Genomic DNA, 21,458 nt, shown 5'->3' with positions numbered 1-21,458 from the left:
TACCCTATGGAAGACTCTCAATCGCGAAAAATCTAACAACCGATTATAAAAATACCCCTTCTCGATTCTGCACTCTCTACTCTTCATAAGGTTACAATTTATCAAAAAAGCAAAGAAATAGTTAAATTATGACAGCTAATTTGACACCTGTAGCCAAATTTGACTTTGTTACCGTGCTATCACAGGCTGCGGCTGCATATCGACAACAAAAAGATACACGCTCTAATACTGAAACATTAGTAAATGCGTTGCTACAAGCAGAAAAATCTGCCAAGCAGGAACGGTTAACTTACCCCTTTGAGTCTCTTCTAGGTAAATGGCAACTTTGCTTTGCCACTGGCACTAAGAAAGCCAGAGAACATGGAGGAATTGTATTAGGCAAGGGTTTGTATGTACCCAAGTTTATAAAAATCCATGTTTCCTTTGATGCCACTTTAGAACAGGATTCACATAGAGGCGAAATTTGTAATCAGGTTGAATTGGGGCAACTTTTATTGAAGCTCACGGGGCCAGTGAAATATACAGGTAAGAAAAATTTATTGGCGTTTGATTTTAACCAGATGCTTATCAGTCTGTTTGGTCGTGTTGTTTATAACAGACCAATTCGTTCTGGTAAAGTTCAAACAGAAGATTTCTACAACCAGCCCATAGCTCAATTACCCTTCTTTGCCTTCTTTTTAGTGACGGAAGATTTCATTGCAGCTCGTGGTCGTGGAGGAGGATTGGCATTTTGGATTCGAGAAACTAAAGAATAGTAGATTTTACATTTGCGCCAGCCATTAAACTGGACGACAACTAGACAAAATGCTGTGCATATTTACTACTTCTCCAATGACTGCGATCGCAGGCGCACCAAATCCAGTTTGCTCTACCTGTTCTACAATTGTCTTTAAGGTTCCAATCAATTCTTCTTGTTCTGGGCGCGTACCCCAGCGCACTAAGGCAATGGGCGTTTCTACATCCAACCCAGCTGCACTTAACTGTTCCACAATATAAGGGAGATTGTGAATTCCCATATAAATTACAATGGTTTCGGAACCGTTCGCGATCGCATTCCAATTCACTTTCGGTCTATACTTACCCGCCGACTCGTGACCAGTTACAAATGTCACTGATGAGCTATACAGTCGATGAGTCAAAGGTATACCTGCATAAGCCGCCGCCGCAATCCCCGATGTGATACCGGGCACAACTTCAGTTGATATCCCAGCGTTGACTAATTCTTCCATCTCTTCGCCACCACGACCAAAGATAAACGGATCGCCACCCTTTAACCGCACTACAATTGCATGATCCTGCGCTTTCTCAATCATTAATTGAGTTGTTTCTTCCTGGAATAGCGAATGTTTCCCCCTGCGCTTACCAGCGTTAATTTGTTCGGCTTGGGGATTAATCATTGCCAGAATTGCCGGACTCACTAAGGCATCATAGATAACTACATCTGCACATTCCAACAAACCTTTCGCCTTCAGGGTTATTAATCCTGGATCTCCTGGCCCCGCACCTACTAAATAAACCTTTCCCAAATACTCGTTCTCCTGTTTTTCTGTGCGGTTCATCTATCCGTTAAATCCCAAATAAGCTCGGCTAATTCTACACTTGCTCCCAGTGGCTGCGCCAACTGGAAATTCACCGCAGAAAATTGTAATTTTAGCTCCTCTATGGAGGCCGCGATCGCATCAGTTATTCCACCCGTGAATAAAAAGTATGGCAAAATTGCAATTTCCCGATAACCAGCGGCTACTAACTCTTTCACCCGTGATTCTAAACTAGGAGGCCCAGCCCAATAAGCAGCCACTGCTGATAAACTCGCCGCCATTGCTTCCACAGTTTCTTTGGAACCTGGGCGACGGCTACCATGAGCTAAGAGAATCCATGCTTCTGCTTTTATAGTAGATATTTGCTTGGCCAGTAATTTCTCTAAATTGGGGTGAGAGCCTAAATGTGGCTGCAACTCAATCATGATATCTTGACCAATAGCCTGTTGTGCTAGTGCTACTTCGGCGGGAATATCTGTCATCACATGGACTCCCGGCAGGAGAAATAGCGGTACAATTTTGAGGCGATTCTCGTTTTGAGATAGTTGGTGTAGCCCAACCCCGGCATCACCAAAAGCGCTCTTGGCAAATTTTTGAATCTGCTCATGTAAAGGCTGAGGACTCATTTCTAAAGCTGCTATGCCAACCAGATGTTCACTACTTGATGGGTTGTAGTTGTTTGGTAATTTGTTGCATACCAGCTTTGCTAATTGCTGCATAGCAACTTCTGGGCGCGGATCGCGACTTCCGTGAGATACTAGCAAATAAGCAGATGACATCGGCAAAGCTTGAACTCTCAGTGACTAATGTTCATATTTTACTTAATATTAAGCTGGTGGTAATAATTACTCTGGTGATTATTGAAACTATTATAAATTACTAAATACAAGTATTCTAAATCACTTTTATATTCTTCCACTTCTGCTTACGCTATTGTTCTTCAGCAGTGTATGTATAAAATTGATCAAAAGCTCCCACCGTTTCAAATTTGTATGAAGGTATCCAAGAATTTATTTTTAAATCTGTACGGTAAATGCTAAAAATCATAAAATTTTGTCTTTCTGTAGTCCTGGCAATAATTCCTTGGATTTGTGGGTTAGCTGAGTCAACCAACTTATCACAATTAAAATGGATTAAATTTTCTATAATATTCGTAGTTTTTTTGCATACATCGGTTTTTAAGTATTCTGTCAACCGTTGCACTGCATATTCTTCATATTCAACCTGACTGGGATTAGTCTTTGCCATTGTCACACCCAAGGCGGCGAGTCCTGCTGCTGCTCCAGTATATGCAATGATGGTTAGGGGTTTCATGTTTGCCAAGTAAAATACATTGTAATCGTTAGATTTCAGAGACTCTAAATCAGCTGAGTCCGTTCCTTGAACATAAACTCTTGATCGTTTGCCAAATTATTGCTATAATTCAAATTGTTGAATGGCGAGCGTAGCCAAGTGGTTAAGGCAGTGGTTTGTGGTACCACCATTCGCGGGTTCGAGTCCCGTCGTTCGCCCTATATAATTTCATAATGATCCATAAGTTCTTATAAAAGATGGGTTGCGGTTGTGATAATTCATAACCATTACTTTAGCAAGTAACTGTCACCTACAAGTTAATGAACTTGGAAGGATCGCAAATCTGCCATAATTCATAAGAATATATTATAAAGGTTTTGATGTATATAAGCAAATCTACTTGCTAAAAGAAAATTAAGTGTGCAATGTTCACTTATCTTTTACAAAATGTTGTTTTTTTGCAGAAGTACATATCTAAGCAACCTCGATAGTGCAGAAAGCTTGATAATCCTTTTTCGCCAATCTCGGATAAATTAACTATTTATATTAATAAGATTCCTGACTTTTTAGAAAAATCAGGAATCTAAGCCTCAGAAGTTTTTGAACGCACATTTAGCCGTTAGAAAATTCCTAGAAGGATGATAAAAGTCAGCCCACAAAAGGCCAGCAAGGAGATAATCAAAATGTTGCCTATACTGTGGTCAGAAGCTATTAACTTAGGTGTATTAGTAGCCATATAAACAGACCCTACTTAAACAACTTTTGCTTAAACTATAACTAATGCAAATAATGATTAGTCTATATTTAAACAAAAATTGATTTTAATTTATTATAGTTTATGTTAAAAATAAATTATTAACTTTTGTTTCATGTATTTAGATATAGATAATAGCAATAGAATAATCTATATCTGAATTCTCAGAATGTTGGCAACGATCAAAATTGCATAATATATCATCTACACCACTAAAAAAATGAATATTAGCATCCTGGGGAAACCGAAAAAAGTATTGACTTACAAGCATTACAGAAGTTTTTAGCTAAATCTTGATATCTCGGTATGATAATCATCAGATATACGCGAATAAATTATATAGTAAAGATTAAATCAATAATTTTAAGGCACAAGAGATTGCGCCTAAATTACTATGAAGTTTTTTAATAACATCTGTCAAAAGAAATAAAAATTGTATTCCTTTAGTTAGAGCCAAAAATACTGAGTCATAGATACTTTAAGTAAAGTAGAACCTGATTTAAGTACTGCTGATAATTTGATACTTGCAAGTACACAGATAAATCATTTTTATCTGGATTATTTCGTGTTTATATCTGGTCTAACAAAAGGTAGAGGCTTATTTCGTCTCGCCTTGAAAGTCAACAATGCAAACATCGTCATCTAGTGGAGTTGCCATGTCTGAATTGCTTCAAGCAGTCTTAGATAGTGAAGAAAGAAGTGATTTGCGTTCCTTTCTTAGTGAATTACGCCAACAAGAAAAGAAGTACTTGCTGCGGAACGACATACTCAATGTATATAGTGAGTATTGCTCAAAGTCCCAGAAACCAGAGGCTTATTACACTACCTCTGAGTTAGGCAAACTGATTTACTATACTCAGGAAATTATTCAAGAAGATTCTAACTTCTGTTTCATCATCCGTTCGAAGATTGCTAGCCAAGAAGTTTATTGGTTGACATCAGACTTGAGCATTGAGCCGATGACCGTACAGGATTTGCTGGATTTGCGCGATCGCTTGGTGAACAAATTTCATCCCAACGACGGCGACCTGCTAGAATTGGACTTCGGCCCATTTTACGACTACACCCCAATCATCCGCGACCCCAAAAATATTGGTAAAGGGGTACAATTTCTCAACCGCTATCTATCCAGCAAAATCTTTCAAGACTCCAAGCAATTGCTGGACAGCTTATTGAATTTCTTGCGCCTGCACCATTACAACGGTGTCCAACTGCTAGTCAACGATCGCATTCAATCGCAGCAGCAACTTTCAGAGCAAGTTAAGAAAGCTATTGGCTTTGTTAATAATCGCCCCGAAGATGAACCCTACGAACAATTCCGGTTCCAATTGCAGTCAATGGGTTTTGAGCCGGGTTGGGGTAACACCGCAGCACGCGTGCGGGAAACTTTAAATATTCTCGATGAATTGATTGATTCTGCCGATCCCCAGACCCTAGAAGCCTTCATTTCTCGTATCCCGATGATTTTTAGAATCGTCTTGGTGTCGGCTCACGGCTGGTTTGGGCAAGAGGGAGTGTTGGGTCGTCCCGATACTGGCGGTCAGGTAGTTTACGTCCTTGACCAGGCTAAGAGCCTAGAGAAGCAGCTACAAGAAGATGTCCTGCTAGCTGGTTTAGAGAAATTGAATGTCGAGCCAAAGGTAATTATTCTCACCCGCTTGATTCCCAATAGTGATGGCACTCTTTGTAATCAACGACTAGAAAAAGTCCACGGTACCGAAAATGCCTGGATTTTGCGAGTGCCTTTGCGGGAATTTAATCCTAACATGACTCAAAACTGGATTTCCCGGTTTGAGTTTTGGCCTTATTTAGAAACTTTCGCCATTGACTCAGAAAGAGAACTACGGGCAGAATTCCACGGCACACCTGACTTAATAGTTGGAAACTATACTGATGGGAATTTAATAGCATTCTTGCTGGCGCGACGGCTGAAAGTTACCCAATGCAATGTTGCCCATGCTTTGGAAAAATCTAAATACTTATTCAGTAACCTCTACTGGCAAGAATTAGAGGATAAATATCATTTTTCATTGCAATTCACAGCTGACTTGATTGCGATGAATGCTGCTAATTTTGTTGTCAGCAGCACTTATCAAGAAATTGTGGGAACACCGGATAGTGTGGGACAGTACGAGTCTTATAAGTGCTTCACCATGCCGGAGTTGTACCATGTTACCAATGGCATTGAATTATTTAGTCCCAAATTTAATGTCGTACCGCCTGGAGTAAACGAAAATAATTACTTCCCCTACACCCGGACTAAAGATCGAGTCGAGAGCGATCGCCAACGCCTTGCGGAAATACTCTTTACTCTGGAAGACCCCACGCAAATCTTTGGCAAACTCGACGATCCTAACAAGCGCCCTCTCTTCTCAATGGCGCGTCTTGACCACATCAAAAACCTCACAGGTTTAGCTGAATGTTATGGTCAAAGTAAAGAATTACAGGAGCATTGCAATTTAATTTTGGTGGCGGGTAAGTTACGTGTAGAGGAATCAGGGGACAACGAAGAACGTGACGAAATTATCAAACTCTATCAAATCATTGAGGAGTACAATCTCCACGGAAAGATTCGTTGGCTGGGTGTGCGCCTAACTAAAACTGATTCTGGTGAAATTTACCGAGTCATTGCCGATCATCAGGGAATTTTTGTACAACCAGCTTTATTTGAAGCTTTTGGTTTGACAATTTTAGAGTCGATGGTTTCAGGATTACCGACTTTTGCCACACAGTTTGGTGGGCCACTAGAGATTATTCAAGATAAGGTTAATGGCTTTTTGATTAACCCAACAAATTTAGATGAGACAGCCACAAAAATTGTGGACTTCATTACTAAATGCGAACAGAATCCTAACTATTGGAATGAAATTTCGCATCGAGGAATTGACCGTGTTTACAGCACCTATACTTGGAAAATTCACACTAGCAAGCTGTTATCATTAGCGCGGATTTATGGCTTCTGGAACTTTACCTCGAAGGAGAATCGGGAAGATTTGTTACGTTATCTTGAGGCTTTGTTCTATTTAATTTATAAGCCAAGAGCGCAACAACTATTAGAGCAGCATAAGTATCGGTAATTTGTCATTAGTCATTTGTTATGGCCAAGGACAAATGACTAAGTTGTCAACGCCCGCCAAGTTCGCTGACCAACTATTCCATCCGTTCCTAAATTCTGCTGGTTTTGAAAGGCTTTGACAGCAGTTTCTGTCAGTGCGCCATAAATCCCATCCACTCTTACGGCATAGCCATTAGCCACTAACAGCCGTTGTAAGACTCTGACAGCAAGACCAGAGCTACCGAAATAAAGAGTCGGCATAGGTTGGCTACTAAACCTCTGGAAACGTCCTGTAACCTTTATGCGGACTTTACCTACAGACTGAGAATGCTTTTTAGACTTACCTAAGTTAGAAGAAGCTAGGAACTGATTATTTTTGCTGATTTTCTGAAGTATGTGTCCTTTCTCTAGTGCGATCGCTGAGGGAGAAGCTTGGGAAATCTCATTTGTCTGCATAAATTCAGGTGGTGTGACTTGAGCAGTTATCTCCGACTCATTCTGTTTTGACTGCTTTTCGTCATTTTCCATCTGAACTAATTGCTGTTGTGGCAAATTGGTTCCAAATGCTTGTCTTATTGTTAATACGCCCGTCATCATCAGGCCAATTTCAGTCATTGTAGTTCATTTTACTTTAACCAATATTTCTTTTAACTAACAACATTGCTGCTGTTCAGGATAATACATACTGACTAAATAAAAAAGTCATGTACTAATTTTTCAGATAATATTATCATGCTCATATTTGCTCACCTCCGATTCCATTTAATGAGACTAATATTATTAGTTTTGTGCCTTTTTTATCTTCAATCAAGCCACTAACTTCTAAGATATGCTATTTAAATCAACGGTTTAGACAATAACATACTATATGATTCTCTGGGAATGCCATCAAAGAAATTTTTCTCGTTACCTTTGGCTCATGCTTGATATGCTGATGCTACTTTTAGCATATTTATACTACCAGCAAAAATCCTGTGAATTCTCTGAGTCTGTTTTTTAAGCATTTATCAATGCAAGATTTGACAATAATGATAAACTCTTGATTTTAAACAATTTGTCCTCCTTTAGAGGGGGTTATCAACTTTTTATCATTCACTTTTATATCGCAGGATACATGCTGGTCGTCACACCATTATCTAGTTTTGTCAACTTTAATCTGGAAATATTCAGCTATGTTTCCTAAATATTTGCTTTGTAATTGAATTTATATGGCTCCTTCGCCCTATTCTCAGAAAACACATACTTCGACCTCAAGAAGATGAAACCGCACAACGTTGTTGTACGGTCTTGAATTTAAACTAGAGTTGAGACTACTGCATGACAAAGTTACATGGTAGCAATGTAAATAATGTGTATACAATTCTCTGCTTAACCTGTGTTAATTTTTATAACATTTTTAAATGTTAAGAAAGGATGCACCTTATGAGCGCGTAGGTGTAGCTCGCCCTTAGACATTGCTTAGTACGCTTAGTTGGGGATGTTGAAAAACTTTTTACCTTTTTTCATCTCGCCACAAAGCAATACCACCTAATAAACCAGTAATATTAGGGATGAGTTTTACATTTAAAGGTAGCTGGAAATTCACTCTTACAGCTTCACCACCGCCAATGTAAAGGTAATCATAATTGAACAGATGTTGTAAGGATGCGATCGCCTTTTCTAAACGCCTATTCCATCTTTTATCACCAATTTTTTCTAACTCTGCACGCCCTAACTGCTGCTCAAAAGTCTCTCCTTTGCGAAACGGATGATGTCCCATTTCCATATTTGGTACTAGCTTACCGTCTACAAATAAAGCTGAACCAAACCCTGTACCGAGAGTAATCACCAGTTCTACACCTTTACCTGCGATCGCACCAAACCCCTGCATGTCTGCATCATTAATCACCCGTACAGGCTTGTTTAAGTGTTTTAATAACGCTGTTTCCAAATCAAATCCAATCCAATCTGGATGTAAGTTTACCGCCGTTTCCGTGACTCCGCATCGAACCACGCCAGGAAAACCCACCGAAACACGATGAAATTCACCTTGAGCAGCAGCTAACACAACAATTGCATTAATTACAACATCTGGTGTAGCAGGTTGAGGTGTATCTAAACGCGCTCTTTCTGTTACAGGACTTCCCGTAATATCTAAAACCATAGCCTTAACGCCACTACCACCAATATCAACCGATAGGGTACGAATCGATCCATTTTCTTCAACCATTGAGTTACATCCTTGTTAGTGCTTGTTCTTTCGATATTATGCTCTGCTGCATCCGATCGGATTCGGATATTTGGAGAGTCTTTATATTGAGGGGAAAGTGGAGGAGATGAGTCATCTACTCAACTTAGCGCCAGCAAGATTTGAGCAACTTATGTCTTAAGATTAAAGAATCGTTCGTGGCTACCCTGCTCCTCACAAAGACGCTCCAGCCTGGAGAGTGCCAAGCCTATCGACAATCACAGTCTACTAGTAGTTCGCTTTCGTGACTTGGCGGGGTAAGGGGGAAGGGGGAAAGGTTTTAAATCCCTTACCCTTTCCCCTTTCCCCAGACCTCACAAGCGCATTTTTGGGTTGGCAGACTACTAGTCATGAGTCCTGAGTAGTATATCAACACATTAGACGCACGACAACATCCAGATTTGCTAATGTAGAGATAATGGAAATAGTACTGGCATAGCTACTTACAATCTATCGGGCAGCAAATTTCTATTAAAAGTAATAATAAGAGAAAGAATTATGACGGCGTTTGAACCTCACAGCATCCGCTCTTATAGCCAAGAAGATGTCCAACAAATTCTACACTTAGCGATCGCTCGTCAAGCTAATGACAAAAATACAGAATTTTCTTATGAGCAGATATTAGAAATTGCTGCTGAGTTAGAAATTTCACCTGATTCTTTAAAATTAGCCGAGCGCGACTGGTTAGTACAACAAGGTCAAGTCCAACAGCGAAAAGCTTTTGACGCTTACCGGATTAGAAGATTTCAGAAGCGCCTAGGGAATTATGCAATTTTTAATGGCTTTTTTATACTGTTAAATTTACTAACTGGTGGCGGAATTTCTTGGTCGCTGTACATTTTGCTATTCTGCGGATTACCTGTAGGACTGGATGTATGGAATACTTTTCAAATCAAAGGCGAAGAGTATGAAATAGCATTCCAGAAGTGGAGCCGTAATCATCAGATTAAGAAAACCATCAGCACAGTTTTGAATAAGTGGTTTAAGGTATTACAGGCTTAGTAGATTTGCTTGGCTAAGGTAACTCTCTGTAGACATCGGTAACTCAAAGAAAAACCCCGCAGGAGAAACGGGGTAATATTTACCGCTACCTACATTTGTTGTGTAACATCACTTAAATAAAATTTTAAGAAACACAGCAATTATTAGGATTAAAATTGATATTACCTGATTGACTAAAAGTATTCTTTCTATCTTTATACTGATATGAGGGTCTATCAATAGTCTGAAAAATGATTTTATCTACAAGTAGTTTTCAGATAATAGTAGGTGAAGTAGTTAACAATATTTTTGAGTTCTAAAAGATTAGATAAGCCAGATTATACCTAAATACGGTTTAGTTAAGGGTAAAAACCAAAAGTGGTGTAGCTTGGGTTTCGCTATTCCTCAACGCAACCTACTATTTTTCTTCACTGAACCGTATTAGATTATACCTGGCTGGAAAACCGAGATTTATTCTTACAGCAAATAATAATAGACTGATATCACAATACCAATAGATATGAAACAGCATCTATAGGAAAAACGAGGAAAGCAAAAAAGTTATTGTGTTCATAGTCGTTTCTGATAAATACTAAATAACGTGTAAAATTTTACACGTTATTACTACAAGCGTTGGTGATTAAGATTCAAACCCTCTAAAAATCCCAATTATGGTATTTACTTAAGTTTTTCGTAAGCAGCCAAAATAATTTTTTCGGTTTCTTCCCAACTAATACATTTATCAGTTACAGAAACTCCATATTTTAATTCTTCTTTACCAGTAATTGGTTGACTACCTTCATATAAATGTGATTCCAGCATCATGCCAACTATTGATGTATTGCCATCTACTATTTGCTGAATAATATTTTCTAAAACAGCACCTTGTAATTTGTAATCTTTATTAGTATTTCCGTGGCTACAGTCGATAACAATTCTTGGTGGTAAATTCGCCTGTTTTAATTTATCTTCTACTAATTTTACATTTGCTGCATCAAAGTTGGGTTGACTACCACCTCTTAAAATTACGTGACCATAGCCATTCCCTTTAGTTTGAAAGACGCTGACTTGTCCGTTTTGATTAATTCCCAGAAAATTATGCGGGTTTCTAGCTGATTGTAGGGCATTCAAAGCTACTTGAATATTGCCATCAGTTCCGTTTTTAAAACCCACAGGCATCGAAAGTCCACTTGCCATTTCACGGTGAGTTTGTGATTCGGTCGTGCGTGCCCCAATAGCAGACCATGTAATCAGTTCACTAATGTATTGAGGTATGATTGGATCTAATGCTTCTGTACCCGCAGGTAATCCCAATTCTGTAATTTTTAATAACAGATCGCGTGCAATTAATAAACCATTCTCTACATGGAAAGAATCATCCATATCTGGATCGTTAATTAATCCTTTCCAACCAACGGTTGTTCTTGGCTTTTCAAAGTATACACGCATTATTAGTAGCAGCTTATCCTTAACTTGCTCAGACAACGCTTTCAACCTTTCAGAATATTCGAGCGCTGCTTTTGGATCGTGGATTGAGCATGGGCCAACTACTATAAACTTTCTCCGATCCTGAAAATCTAGGATATCTTCTATTTCCTGTCTGTATGCTAAAACTCTTTGTTCGGCTAATTGTGTTAAAGGTAATTTTGATTTTATTTCATTGGGAGTTAATAAAATGCGATCGTTCTCAATGTTAGCGTTGTCGATATTAGTATTAAATAATTTGTTGTGCATGGGGATGCTTTGGCAATTTTATATACGCACTTCAACTCAAAAGTGTAACACAAACCAATGAAATTTTAAAATAGCTTATTTTGTGCTTGACAAATTTCTAATTACACTGTATTCAGGAAATGTAATAACTTAAAAAGGGGAGAATATTTCCCCCCTTTCTTTTTGCTATTGGATTACTGACTCAGTGTTAGTGTATATAATTACTGCCATACAAACACTTTGGCTTCGTATGGCCCTAAGTCAGTTAGTATACCATCATCACTAGATTCGACATCATAATTGCCTGTCCATTCGTGCCATGTACCAGCACTCGGAAAGTTAGGAACATGATAGCCAGCTAGGAAGTTTTCTGAGAAATTTGCGATTACGACGACACGAGAACCTTCATCATTCCAACGAGTATAAGCTAATACTTTTGCCTCTGGATTTTCGTGGATAAAGTCAATATTTTCTGTGTAGAGAGCGTGATTACTTTTACGCAGGTTAGTTAAGCCTTTGTATGATTCAAATAAACTACGATTGAGATCGTTACCTAGCAGAGTCCAATCAATTTTTGATGATTCAGGTTGTTTGGGTTTGTACTCACCAAATTCCTCTCCCATCCAAATCAAAGGTACGCCAACAGCAGTCATTAGGATGGCAACTCCTAATTTAGCCCGTCTAAAGGCTTCTTCGTCAAAAATCTCACGGTTCCCCAATTCAACCATGACATGGTTATGGTCATGGTTGGTGAGGTAATTTACTACATTCGTAGCACCCAAGAAGCCTTGGCGTTTGCAGTCAATAACATCTTTGAGGCGCTCTAAATCAAATGTATCACCGCAGATATGTTCTAGAATGCAGTGATAGAAACTATCATGCCAGCAACCATCCATTGGCCCATCTACATTGGTAATGCTGGTAGTTTCAGGAATGTGTTCAGCAACGTTGTAAAAAGGCTTTGCACCAGCAGTTTTTTTGGCTTCTTGAACAATCCAGTGCATGAAGTCATAATTTGCAATTTGCCGTGCTGCATCATAGCGAATACCATCAAGATGATATTCTGATATCCAAAAACGGATTGCCTCACCAGTAAATTTCCAGGCTGGTTTAATATCTAATTTTTCGTCATAATGTTCATAATTAAACTCAGGCCCCCAGTTATTATCAGGGTCACGAGGTTCGTGATGATACCAATAATCGTGGTCAATTTGTGTTAGAGGAGCAGATGCTTCTGAGTGGTTATAAATACCGTCAAGAATTACACGAATTCCTCTGGCATGACACTCATCAATCAATTTTTTTAACTCAGCAGTAGAACCATAGCTTGATTCTGTTGCAAAGAAGTGGCGAGGATTATAACCCCAACTATAATCACCAGGATATTCTTTAAGTGGCATCAACTCAATAGCATTGACTCCTAGTTCACACAAATAATCTAACTTTTCAATGACGTGTTTATACTTGCCTCGTGCATAAGGATCATCCTCGCCGCCAGAAAAGTCACCAACGTGCAATTCATAAATTACTAATTCGTGGTCAGCAGGTAAAGGTTTATCATCATGTTGCCAGACATAAGTATCAGTAATTCTTTCACCATCTTTTACATGGATAACACTATCATCTTTTCCACTCAGTTCATCTATATCAGTTGCATAAGGGTCTGTAACATCAACCCATTGTTCTGGTTCAAAAAACCATGAATTTGACTGGATGCGAAATTTATATTGATAAGCGCCGTCTTCTAATTCAACACTTGTGCGAAAATAACCATCATCACCTTTTTCCATTGGTATTTCTTGCCAATCAGAAAAAGAACCAATTAATGCGGCTCCCTTATTGTATGGTGCAAATAAATTAAATTCAATTGGCTTTGCCATAGAAGTGTTTGTAATATCAAGGGTTGATAGACGTATTCTCTGATGCTTAATTGAATTTACAAATCGGTCTAGAGAAATAATTATTTAACCAGCGCTTCTCTCTTGAGGATGAATTTATAAATATTTCGTAAAAATTACTATTTTTTGGCAATTTTTGACTGTTTATCGCATTTACTTTTTACCGATAAAACTACTAAAGCGAAAATGCTATTAATCAAGTTACAAAATTTATATAAATAAGTTAATGACTTTTTTATGATTTTTTTTAAAAATAGCAGATATTTAGTAAAAATAATATGTTTTTGTCTAAATATCTGCTGCATCAGATTATTCAATTTTGCCGTTAGTTTGTTGTAGATAACTTAAAAACCAATTAGCTGCCGTTGCTCTGCGAGTTTGCCGTGGCCCAAATTCACCAATTTTGTACCCTTTGAAACCCAGCTTTTCTTTTAGCATTTGTTTGTTTTCAGCAGGGATGGAACGAGTTAACTTCACTGTTGCAGGGCGAGATTCTATAAAATTTGGTGGTTGTGGGTACTCATCTTGCCATTCTGGTGCAACTTGGCTAATGTCCCATTGTGCAGTTGAAGAATCATAGCGATAGCCTAAATAATGCCATAGCAACTGATTGACTGTGGCATCATCAAGTTTATCGTCAAGAATTGCCCAAATTGTTGCTGTATTGAGTGGTGGCAGGTTAGACATAAGCAATTCAAAATTCCAGGTTGAAAAACGGACTACTAATTAATTAAATTCACAACAATTAGCAGAGTAGTGAAAAATACTTTATCATTACTCTGCTACACTCCCAAACATAGAGATAATTGCGATCGCACCTTCAGGGCATAACGCTTAGAGATAAAAACAGATTGTGTATACACAAACTAGGTAAACTGGAATCGTAAAGATTAGACCAGTTTATGCAGAATTCTACAGCACTGCCAAAGATCATCCGCGCCCATGTATTCATTTCTGGCCGAGTCCAAGGAGTGGGTTATCGCTATTCCACTGTCGATACGGCTAGGCAGTTGGGATTAACCGGTTGGGTGCGAAATCTCCCTGATAATCGAGTAGAGGCAGTTTTTGAAGGGGCGCGAGAGGTTGTAGATGATATGGTTCGCTGGTGTCACTCTGGGCCGCCTGCTGCTGTAGTTAAAGATGTTGTGGTTGAGTATGAAGTACCGGAAGGGTTACGAGGATTTGAAGTTAAGCGGGTTGATTAGATAATTATATGGAAAACCTCTGCCAGCTCGCCATGCATAAGCCTATTACATACAATTAGTTAATCTACGGTTTTTTTGCTTGATTTTGGGAATTCTAAATCTAATCAGCTATAGAAACCGCAGATGTATATGACTCAATTTAATATACATGACTCAAGACAATGGCAATTTCTGCCCTTGGTAATGGGTCGCACTATTGTTATTTTTAGCAGCATTTTGTTATTTTCAGAATCAAATGTGGCGATTGCTAGACAGCAGCCGATAAATGTTGCACAGATGACGCAGACAAGTTCGCCAGATGCGACTCTGGCTGTTGCTAAACTTGCATATCAAGAAGGGAAGCAACTATATCAGCAAGGAACAGCAGAATCTCTGTTAAAAGCGATCGCAAAATTTGAGCAAGCACTTTTACTATATCGTCAACTGAGCGATCGCTCCAATGGGCAAAACCTACGCTCTTTAGAAGCTGACACCCTCGTTTATATTGGCAAAATCTACTCAAATTTAGGAGAAAAGCAGAAGGCACTGGATTATTACAAGCAATCCTTACCTCTATTTGAACAAGTGGGGGACAAACAAGCCCAAGGTACTACGCTAAATAACATTGGCAAAATCTACTCAGAGTTAGCAGAAAAGCAAAAGGCGCTGGATTACTACAACCAATCCATATCCTTAAGGCGACAAGTGGGAGACAAAAATGGGGAAGCTATTAGTCTCAATAATATCGGCTCTGTCTACCATTTCCTCGGAGAAAAGCAAAAGGCGTTGGATTACTACAACCAATCTCTGCTTCTCAAGCAACAGGTGGGAAACAAGGCAGGGATAGCGACTACTCTGAACAACATTGGCAAAGTCTACTTAGATTTAGGAGAGAAGCAAAAAGCACTCTCATACTTCAGCCAAGCTCTGTCTTTATACCAACAGGCTAAAGACGCAGAGAAAGAAGGAATACCAACTGCTCTGAGCAATATTGGCACAGTTTATTTAGAGTTAGCAGAACAGCAAAAAGCACTCTCATACTTTAGCCAAGCCCTGATTTTATACCGACAGGCGGGAGACAAAGGAGGGATAGCAACTGCTCTAAACAATATTGGCAAAGCTTACTCAAATTTAGGAGAACACCAAAAGGCGCTAGATTATTACAGCCAATCTTTGCTGCTATATCAACAGACAGGGAACAAGGCAAGGGAAGCACGTACACTCTATAACATCGCTTTTGTTCAACACGACGCAGGCAATTTTCAGTCTGCCCTGACTCAGATAGAGAGAGTCATCAAAATTGTTGAAGACCTTCGTATCAAAATTGACTCTCAGGAACTCCGCACTTCCTATTTTGCCACAGTGCAGAATTATTATGAGTTTTATGTCGATTTGCTGATGCAGTTACACAAACAGCAACCATCTCAAGGATATGATGCTTTAGCACTGCAAGCCAGCGAACGCGCCCGCGCCCGCAGTCTTTTGGAACTACTTGCAGAAGCCAATGCTGATATTCGCCAAGGTGTAGAGCCAAAGTTACTTGCTCAAGAACATAACTTGCAGCAACAACTCGATGTTTTAGAAAAACGTCGGATACAAGTATTAGGCGGTAAGCATACCGAAGCGCAGGTGCAAGCTTTAGAAGAAGACACCGAGGTACTTCTAGAACAGTATAAACAAGTCCAGGCACAAATTCGTGCCACTAGTCCGCGTTATGCAGCGCTGACTCAACCTCAGCCTCTCTCACTCGTGCAAATTCAACAGCAAGTACTTGATGAAAACACTCTGCTTTTAGAATATTCTTTGGGGGAAAAGCGCAGTTATCTTTGGGCAGTTACTAATAAGAGTATCACCAGTTATGAACTACCCAAGCGTGCAGATATTGAAGCTACAGTGCAAAAGTTCCGTCAAGAAATCACTACCCCGTATCTAAAGCATAGTCCGTCTCTAGATGCTCTATCTCAACAAATACTTGCACCAGTAGCCCAGCAACTGCAAAAGAAGCGTTTAGCGATCGCTAGCGATGGTGCTTTGCAATATGTGCCATTTGCTGTCCTCACAACAGGTAGCAGTCGCAATTATGAACCATTACTGCTCAACCACGAAATCATTACTCTCCCTTCAGCGTCTACATTAGCTATCCTCAGAAGCGAACACAAAGGACGTAAATCTGCTCCTAAAACCCTAGTTGTATTGGCAGATCCGATTTTTAATAGTGATGATGAGCGTCTCCAAAATAAAGCACAAGTATCTCGCCTACCTGCGCCAGAGAGCAATTTAGACAACCTGGCTTTAACCAGATCCGCCCAAGACTCAGACATTAGGTTTGAGCGCCTGCGCTTTACACGTCAAGAAGCCGAGCAAATTCTTTCTCTTGTACCAATTAGCGATCGCAAACAAGCCTTTGATTTTACTGCCAGTCGTACCACTGCTAGCAGCGAAAATTTGAGTCAATATCGCATCATCCATTTCGCCACGCATGGCATTCTCAACAGCAAGCATCCAGAATTATCAGGAGTGGTGTTATCGCTATTTGACGACAAGGGAATGCCACAAAATGGCTTTTTGCGCTTGCACGATATCTTCAACCTCAACCTGCAAGCAGAACTGGTAGTACTCAGCGCCTGTAAAACCGGACTGGGAGAAGAAGTTAAGGGAGAAGGATTAGTAGGGTTAACCAGAGGGTTTATGTATGCAGGCAGCCCGCGAGTCGTAGTCAGCCTGTGGAGTGTAGATGACCAGGCAACATCTGAACTTATGAAGGTATTTTACAAAAAGATGCTGCAAGAAGGATTAAAGCCAGCAGCAGCTTTGCGGACAGCACAAATAGAAATATGGCGCACTCAAAAATATGCCGCACCCTATTACTGGGCACCTTTCACTCTACAAGGCGAATGGAAATAAAGAGGCAAGGGAGCAGAGGCTCAAATGGTAAAAAATGAGTACCTCAAGCAGTGGACAAGAATAGTGTCAGAGAAAATGCCAAATCTGTCGATACCGCAAGTGGTAGGACTGGCAACATGGAGTTTTGGCAATCTTGGTCAGATCGCAACTATTTAGTTCACACTTACAGTAGTTTTCAAATTAAGAGACTATACCACACCTTGCTCCTTGCCCTAGATGTAGTCTATACATTTAAAATTTGTTGCCAATTTCAATTATTTTTGTTTGTTGCAATCAATTTTTTAACTATTTTCTTAACTGTCTTATCTGTCATTGCATTTTGTTGGCGATGACGGCAGAATACAACGTGACAGCAAAAATTATTTGTCAAAAATGCAATTATCCCAATAGAGTTGATTCTTTTTAAGGAGAAAAATTAGTGAGTTCGTTAGAGCAAAAATATACCTATATCTTAACACAAGATAAAGATATTAAACTGTCTGGTAATCCTATTCAAACTGAAAAATTTTTTATTCAAAATACTCTCCGAGATGGAGGGAAAATCCGCTTCAAAATTCGTTATTCTGCCGAACTACAGGGTTTTTGCCTACTGGAAGTTTTTCTGCTCAAAGCACAGAACAGAACACAAACTGCTAGCATGACTATTCCCAACGGTGGCTCGACAGCTACTGTTCAAGAACAAGAACAAGAATTTGGTATTTGGGAGCCAGGAGATTATTACTTCTTTTTCAAAATGTCTTCTAATAATGGAATATTTTTTATCGAGGATTATCAACTTTATTGGTCAGCTAGTTAATTAGTTTAAAATCTTTTCCAGCCACCATCATTTAAAAATGTAGATAGTTCTTGGTGTTGCTATTTCAAGATAAAAAAACTCACGCTTCAGATAAATTTGAGCAAAGAAGAACTCCGCCCATAATTTCGGTAAGCATCGAAGCGTGAGAGAAAATGTACCTGATAGTTTTTCAAGCACGTTTTTGCAATGAGTTATATTCAAATTCAGCAACACCTAGTTGTTTTTTAAAGTAAGCGCGGTAGAGTTGGCAACGCGGTAGGATGCTATCGCCTTCATAAGTGATTAATCCCAAGCTTTCGAGTTTATGAGCATCAATGGGATTCAAAGAAACGCTTTGCTTTGAGCTAACAACTTCAATATATGCCTTTACCAAACTGGAATTTTCTTGCAGAATTGCCCAGTGTCGCCATAAATGATAACGGTAGATACCGCCGTTAGCGATCGCCTCATGTATTACTTCCTCTAAGGTGATTCCTTGACAGCATATATAATACAGAGCAATCCGAATTAGCGCTGGATGTCCCCCCACTAGAGACATCAGTTGCGTAACCTCGTTCTGAGAAGTCCAGTCTAGCCCATGCCGTTGGGCCAAATACTCTACTTGATGCTTAGTAAATTCTGGCAGACGGATCGGTAGTCCAATATTAAATGGAGAACGGTTGATATCTAGAGAGACGTAAACTTCTGTGGAATAAACCACCAGTAGCCTAAGCTTCTGCAAGTTAGCATCTTGTCGCGCTTCTTCATACCAAGAGCGTAACAAACCAAAGAACTCCTGAGCAATTTGAGGATATTCAAAAAAGTGGTCAACCTCATTTAACACTAAAACTACTGGACTTTTACTCTGCTTTAGTAAGTAGGATTGTAAGTATAAACTGCAACTTAACTTACAGCCTATTTCCTCATCCCAGTTTTCATCTAGCTTGGGGTCTATGCCTAATTCTGTTGCAATTTGCCAGCAAAAAGAACGCAAAAACTTGTTTAAGTCTGTCAGACAGGTTGCATCCATTTGCTTGCAATTCAGGTTCACAGCGCGATAACCTTGCATCTGGGCAAAAGCCAATAGCCGCAACACAAGAGAAGTTTTTCCCATCTCTCTTGGCGCTCGAATTCGGATCACACAGCCTGGTTGAATTATTTCTCGATAAACTAGTTCTTCAATGGGAGGACGTTCGACATAGAAGGGGGAATCTAGAGCTACAGGGCCATCTGGGTATGACCAAAGATTTTCGAGTTGGTTATGGTGCTGAGGAACAAAGGATTCTAAGGAGAAAGGCGTAGATAATTTCTTTTCTCCTGTATCTAAACTCAACAATCGAGTTGGAGAGACTACAGTAGTATTCGGTTCACTCAAAATTGTGTAGTCTTCCCTGTGTAATTCTAGGTTAAAGGCGGTAAAGCACAATTTTAAGGTTTTTTGATCCACGCCTGTATTCAACGACCATAATCGGTTCAGAGTTTTGGTTGAAACATTCATGCGATCGCCTAAATCTTCTAGAGTGAAGTGATTGCCATTGTTTTGAACCTTTTCCATAGCCAGAATCGCAGCTTGTAAACGCTTCAATCCAGCGATCGTTAGGACAATTCCTCGCTTTCGCGTACTCTTAGATTGCTTCATATTGCTAATCATCTATCTGTTTTTTTCTTTACTGCCTTAACTATCTCCCCATTGTTTCATGTTTTAAAACAGTTATTCAACAGTTACTTAACTGTTATTAAAATGTTCAATTCTTGGTAAAAAAAGATACTTAATTATCTTATAAGATTTAGATAAGTGGGTATAAACAAACATAACTCTTTTCTTTCCACTACGGTAAGCTGCGATGCTTACACATCAAGTGTTTTTTACTAGTTGCAAATAATAAATGACTTGCCTTAATAGTTCACTTTATTTATGCAAAGTGCCTAAATATTACTTAAAGTTATTTCTTATCTGGTATTGATCTGGATTTTGGAGTGCAATACTTCTCGGGTTTTGGGGAAAAGGGAAAGAAAAAACCTTTAACCCAAACCCGATTCCGAGTTAAAAATGCACAAAGCGAGAAGTATTGCTACGCCACCTACGCTTCTCAAAATTAGCAATTTTTTTAGATGTAACACACAGTAGGGGCGTACAGCTAGCTGTACGCCCCTACCAAAGGCCTATATTTTATGTACCTGATAAAACGCTACAATCTTTTACCAGCAAGGGTAAAGGCGTTATCCAAGTATTAGAATTCGTTATTTAAGGGCATTAGGGAGAATTAGAAGTGCCTAAAGTTACAGTGAAACACTTTTAAAACAACTTCTTAGCGTCGAACTTGGTTAGAGATATTTTTGCCTGTCTGTGCTGCACTGTTTCCTACATCATTAGCAGTGTCTTTAGCGCCCTTTACGTATCCACCTCCAAACTCTTTAAAGGCTTCTCCTGACTGTTGCCCAATCTTCTGAAGTCGTTCACCAGGAGAATCTTCGGTTTCACGAGCATCCTTAAACCACTGCCCTACTGTTTTCGGTCTTTCAGCATCATTTTGCTCTACCTGTTCGCGGACTCTCTCCTTTAAGCCTTTATCATTCTGCCCCTGCTCATAATTAACATTCGTTGTCAGCACTAGAAAACCAACTAGGACAACAGCCAAAAAACGTGTTACCTGAAGTCCTTTAAGCATGGAACTGATGTTACCAATCTTTCTAGAAATCAAATTTATCATGCCAATTCACTTGTTTTTTTGAGTACAAATAAACATTAACTATAAAAAAGTAATTATCCTTCTAGCAAAAGGCATAACTCAGTTAGAAAGAAGAAATACTTTTTAAACCTTGGGGAGGAGGTGGTTTGTGAGATAAATAGATATTTGCATTCATTTATGTGCAAGAGCAACGAGCAATGCTGCCTTTCCCTAGATATATTACATAATAAGCGAGAGAGAGCCACTGCTAAATAAATTAAACTGTTGTGAGAAATAAGATAAAGGGCTACACTTCACTATTATCAAGTCTTGTCAATCTAATCAGTAAAATCATGATGCTAAAAAACTCCCACAATTCCAAGTGATTATAACTTACAGAAACTCAGTGAGTTTGGTTGATATTGCTATTCTAAAATCTGATTATTTGGGTATTTAAGTTTATCAAA

Annotated in this window: 17 protein-coding genes and 1 tRNA gene; 8 read left to right on the top strand and 10 right to left on the bottom strand. The window is 39.2% G+C overall.

The window, feature by feature from the left end; all coding sequences use genetic code 11:
• Positions 1-128: 128 nt before the first annotated feature.
• Positions 129-755 carry a hypothetical protein gene (locus GJB62_RS05555; protein WP_114085800.1) on the top strand — a complete coding sequence of 209 codons (627 nt, stop codon included), beginning with the start codon at positions 129-131 and terminating at the stop codon, positions 753-755.
• A 24-nt stretch (positions 756-779) separates the two neighbouring features.
• On the opposite strand, the gene cobA is transcribed toward GJB62_RS05555, so the two are convergent.
• The 3 genes from cobA to GJB62_RS05540 form a co-directional block, all read right to left on the bottom strand.
• Positions 780-1,559 carry a uroporphyrinogen-III C-methyltransferase gene (gene cobA, locus GJB62_RS05550; RefSeq protein ID WP_114085801.1) on the bottom strand — a complete coding sequence of 260 codons (780 nt, stop codon included), beginning with the start codon at positions 1,557-1,559 and terminating at the stop codon, positions 780-782.
• The gene (locus tag GJB62_RS05545; RefSeq protein WP_114085802.1) at positions 1,556-2,317 is read right to left on the bottom strand and encodes a sirohydrochlorin chelatase; all 762 of its coding nucleotides are present in this window, start codon (positions 2,315-2,317) and stop codon (positions 1,556-1,558) included. Before GJB62_RS05545 ends, cobA begins: the two co-directional genes overlap by 4 nt.
• Before the next feature lie 151 nt (positions 2,318-2,468).
• Positions 2,469-2,852 carry a DUF4359 domain-containing protein gene (locus tag GJB62_RS05540; protein ID WP_114085803.1) on the bottom strand — a complete coding sequence of 128 codons (384 nt, stop codon included), beginning with the start codon at positions 2,850-2,852 and terminating at the stop codon, positions 2,469-2,471.
• A 124-nt stretch (positions 2,853-2,976) separates the two neighbouring features.
• Between GJB62_RS05540 and GJB62_RS05535 the strand changes: the two genes are divergently transcribed.
• A tRNA-His gene (locus GJB62_RS05535) sits at positions 2,977-3,049 on the top strand.
• A gap of 1,192 nt (positions 3,050-4,241) precedes the next feature.
• Complete coding sequence (locus tag GJB62_RS05530; RefSeq protein ID WP_114085804.1) at positions 4,242-6,662, top strand: sucrose synthase; 2,421 nt, start codon at positions 4,242-4,244, stop codon at positions 6,660-6,662.
• A 38-nt stretch (positions 6,663-6,700) separates the two neighbouring features.
• On the opposite strand, the gene GJB62_RS05525 is transcribed toward GJB62_RS05530, so the two are convergent.
• Entirely contained in the window at positions 6,701-7,255 is a 555-nt protein-coding gene (locus tag GJB62_RS05525; RefSeq protein WP_114085805.1) for a peptidoglycan-binding domain-containing protein, read from the bottom strand.
• Between the two features lie 877 nt (positions 7,256-8,132).
• Positions 8,133-8,849, bottom strand: a complete 717-nt coding sequence (locus tag GJB62_RS05520; protein ID WP_114085806.1) for an ROK family protein — start codon at positions 8,847-8,849, stop codon at positions 8,133-8,135.
• Positions 8,850-9,365: 516 nt separating this feature from the next.
• Here GJB62_RS05520 and GJB62_RS05515 point away from each other — a divergent pair.
• Positions 9,366-9,869: a 2TM domain-containing protein gene (locus GJB62_RS05515; protein ID WP_114085807.1), complete on the top strand. Its 504-nt coding sequence runs from the start codon at positions 9,366-9,368 to the stop codon at positions 9,867-9,869.
• Positions 9,870-10,526: 657 nt separating this feature from the next.
• Here the strand turns inward: GJB62_RS05515 and GJB62_RS05510 are convergent.
• The 3 genes from GJB62_RS05510 to GJB62_RS05500 form a co-directional block, all read right to left on the bottom strand.
• Positions 10,527-11,582 (bottom strand): 3-deoxy-7-phosphoheptulonate synthase, encoded by a 1,056-nt coding sequence (locus GJB62_RS05510; RefSeq protein ID WP_114085808.1) that lies wholly within the window; start codon positions 11,580-11,582, stop codon positions 10,527-10,529.
• Positions 11,583-11,782: 200 nt separating this feature from the next.
• Positions 11,783-13,441 (bottom strand): alpha-amylase family glycosyl hydrolase, encoded by a 1,659-nt coding sequence (locus tag GJB62_RS05505; protein WP_114085809.1) that lies wholly within the window; start codon positions 13,439-13,441, stop codon positions 11,783-11,785.
• A gap of 327 nt (positions 13,442-13,768) precedes the next feature.
• The gene (locus GJB62_RS05500) at positions 13,769-14,146 is read right to left on the bottom strand and encodes a DUF1823 family protein (RefSeq protein WP_114085811.1); all 378 of its coding nucleotides are present in this window, start codon (positions 14,144-14,146) and stop codon (positions 13,769-13,771) included.
• A 215-nt stretch (positions 14,147-14,361) separates the two neighbouring features.
• On the opposite strand from GJB62_RS05500, the gene GJB62_RS05495 reads away from it, so the two are divergent.
• From GJB62_RS05495 to GJB62_RS05480, 4 genes are all read left to right on the top strand, one after another.
• The gene (locus tag GJB62_RS05495; RefSeq protein WP_114085812.1) at positions 14,362-14,664 is read left to right on the top strand and encodes an acylphosphatase; all 303 of its coding nucleotides are present in this window, start codon (positions 14,362-14,364) and stop codon (positions 14,662-14,664) included.
• A 129-nt stretch (positions 14,665-14,793) separates the two neighbouring features.
• On the top strand, positions 14,794-17,547 hold the full coding sequence (locus GJB62_RS05490; protein ID WP_114085813.1) for a CHAT domain-containing protein: 2,754 nt from the start codon (positions 14,794-14,796) through the stop codon (positions 17,545-17,547).
• Positions 17,548-17,571: 24 nt separating this feature from the next.
• Positions 17,572-17,703 carry a hypothetical protein gene (locus GJB62_RS37955; protein WP_258551500.1) on the top strand — a complete coding sequence of 44 codons (132 nt, stop codon included), beginning with the start codon at positions 17,572-17,574 and terminating at the stop codon, positions 17,701-17,703.
• A gap of 262 nt (positions 17,704-17,965) precedes the next feature.
• A complete protein-coding gene (locus GJB62_RS05480) occupies positions 17,966-18,343 on the top strand; it encodes a hypothetical protein (RefSeq protein ID WP_114085814.1) in 378 nt (125 codons plus the stop codon).
• Positions 18,344-18,512: 169 nt separating this feature from the next.
• Here GJB62_RS05480 and GJB62_RS05475 read toward each other — a convergent pair whose 3' ends face one another.
• Together GJB62_RS05475 and GJB62_RS05470 are read right to left on the bottom strand one after the other, a co-directional pair.
• A complete protein-coding gene (locus tag GJB62_RS05475; protein WP_167755974.1) occupies positions 18,513-19,961 on the bottom strand; it encodes an AAA-like domain-containing protein in 1,449 nt (482 codons plus the stop codon).
• A 670-nt stretch (positions 19,962-20,631) separates the two neighbouring features.
• The gene (locus GJB62_RS05470; protein ID WP_114085816.1) at positions 20,632-21,033 is read right to left on the bottom strand and encodes a hypothetical protein; all 402 of its coding nucleotides are present in this window, start codon (positions 21,031-21,033) and stop codon (positions 20,632-20,634) included.
• Positions 21,034-21,458 lie beyond the last annotated feature (425 nt).

The organism is Nostoc sp. ATCC 53789, from assembly GCF_009873495.1.
Classification (GTDB): Bacteria; Cyanobacteriota; Cyanobacteriia; order Cyanobacteriales; family Nostocaceae; genus Nostoc; species Nostoc muscorum_A.
This window is presented reverse-complemented; position numbering and strand designations above follow the sequence as displayed.

Excerpts from the sequence above, each read along its gene's own strand:
- GJB62_RS05555 (WP_114085800.1), top strand. The coding sequence starts at position 129 with ATGACAGCTAATTTGACACCTGTAGCCAAATTTGACTTTGTTACCGTG.
- cobA (WP_114085801.1), bottom strand. The coding sequence starts at position 1,559 with ATGAACCGCACAGAAAAACAGGAGAACGAGTATTTGGGAAAGGTTTAT.
- GJB62_RS05545 (WP_114085802.1), bottom strand. The coding sequence starts at position 2,317 with ATGTCATCTGCTTATTTGCTAGTATCTCACGGAAGTCGCGATCCGCGC.
- GJB62_RS05540 (WP_114085803.1), bottom strand. The coding sequence starts at position 2,852 with ATGAAACCCCTAACCATCATTGCATATACTGGAGCAGCAGCAGGACTC.
- GJB62_RS05530 (WP_114085804.1), top strand. The coding sequence starts at position 4,242 with ATGTCTGAATTGCTTCAAGCAGTCTTAGATAGTGAAGAAAGAAGTGAT.
- GJB62_RS05525 (WP_114085805.1), bottom strand. The coding sequence starts at position 7,255 with ATGACTGAAATTGGCCTGATGATGACGGGCGTATTAACAATAAGACAA.
- GJB62_RS05520 (WP_114085806.1), bottom strand. The coding sequence starts at position 8,849 with ATGGTTGAAGAAAATGGATCGATTCGTACCCTATCGGTTGATATTGGT.
- GJB62_RS05515 (WP_114085807.1), top strand. The coding sequence starts at position 9,366 with ATGACGGCGTTTGAACCTCACAGCATCCGCTCTTATAGCCAAGAAGAT.
- GJB62_RS05510 (WP_114085808.1), bottom strand. The coding sequence starts at position 11,582 with ATGCACAACAAATTATTTAATACTAATATCGACAACGCTAACATTGAG.
- GJB62_RS05505 (WP_114085809.1), bottom strand. The coding sequence starts at position 13,441 with ATGGCAAAGCCAATTGAATTTAATTTATTTGCACCATACAATAAGGGA.
- GJB62_RS05500 (WP_114085811.1), bottom strand. The coding sequence starts at position 14,146 with ATGTCTAACCTGCCACCACTCAATACAGCAACAATTTGGGCAATTCTT.
- GJB62_RS05495 (WP_114085812.1), top strand. The coding sequence starts at position 14,362 with ATGCAGAATTCTACAGCACTGCCAAAGATCATCCGCGCCCATGTATTC.
- GJB62_RS05490 (WP_114085813.1), top strand. The coding sequence starts at position 14,794 with ATGACTCAATTTAATATACATGACTCAAGACAATGGCAATTTCTGCCC.
- GJB62_RS37955 (WP_258551500.1), top strand. The coding sequence starts at position 17,572 with ATGGTAAAAAATGAGTACCTCAAGCAGTGGACAAGAATAGTGTCAGAG.
- GJB62_RS05475 (WP_167755974.1), bottom strand. The coding sequence starts at position 19,961 with ATGAAGCAATCTAAGAGTACGCGAAAGCGAGGAATTGTCCTAACGATC.
- GJB62_RS05470 (WP_114085816.1), bottom strand. The coding sequence starts at position 21,033 with ATGATAAATTTGATTTCTAGAAAGATTGGTAACATCAGTTCCATGCTT.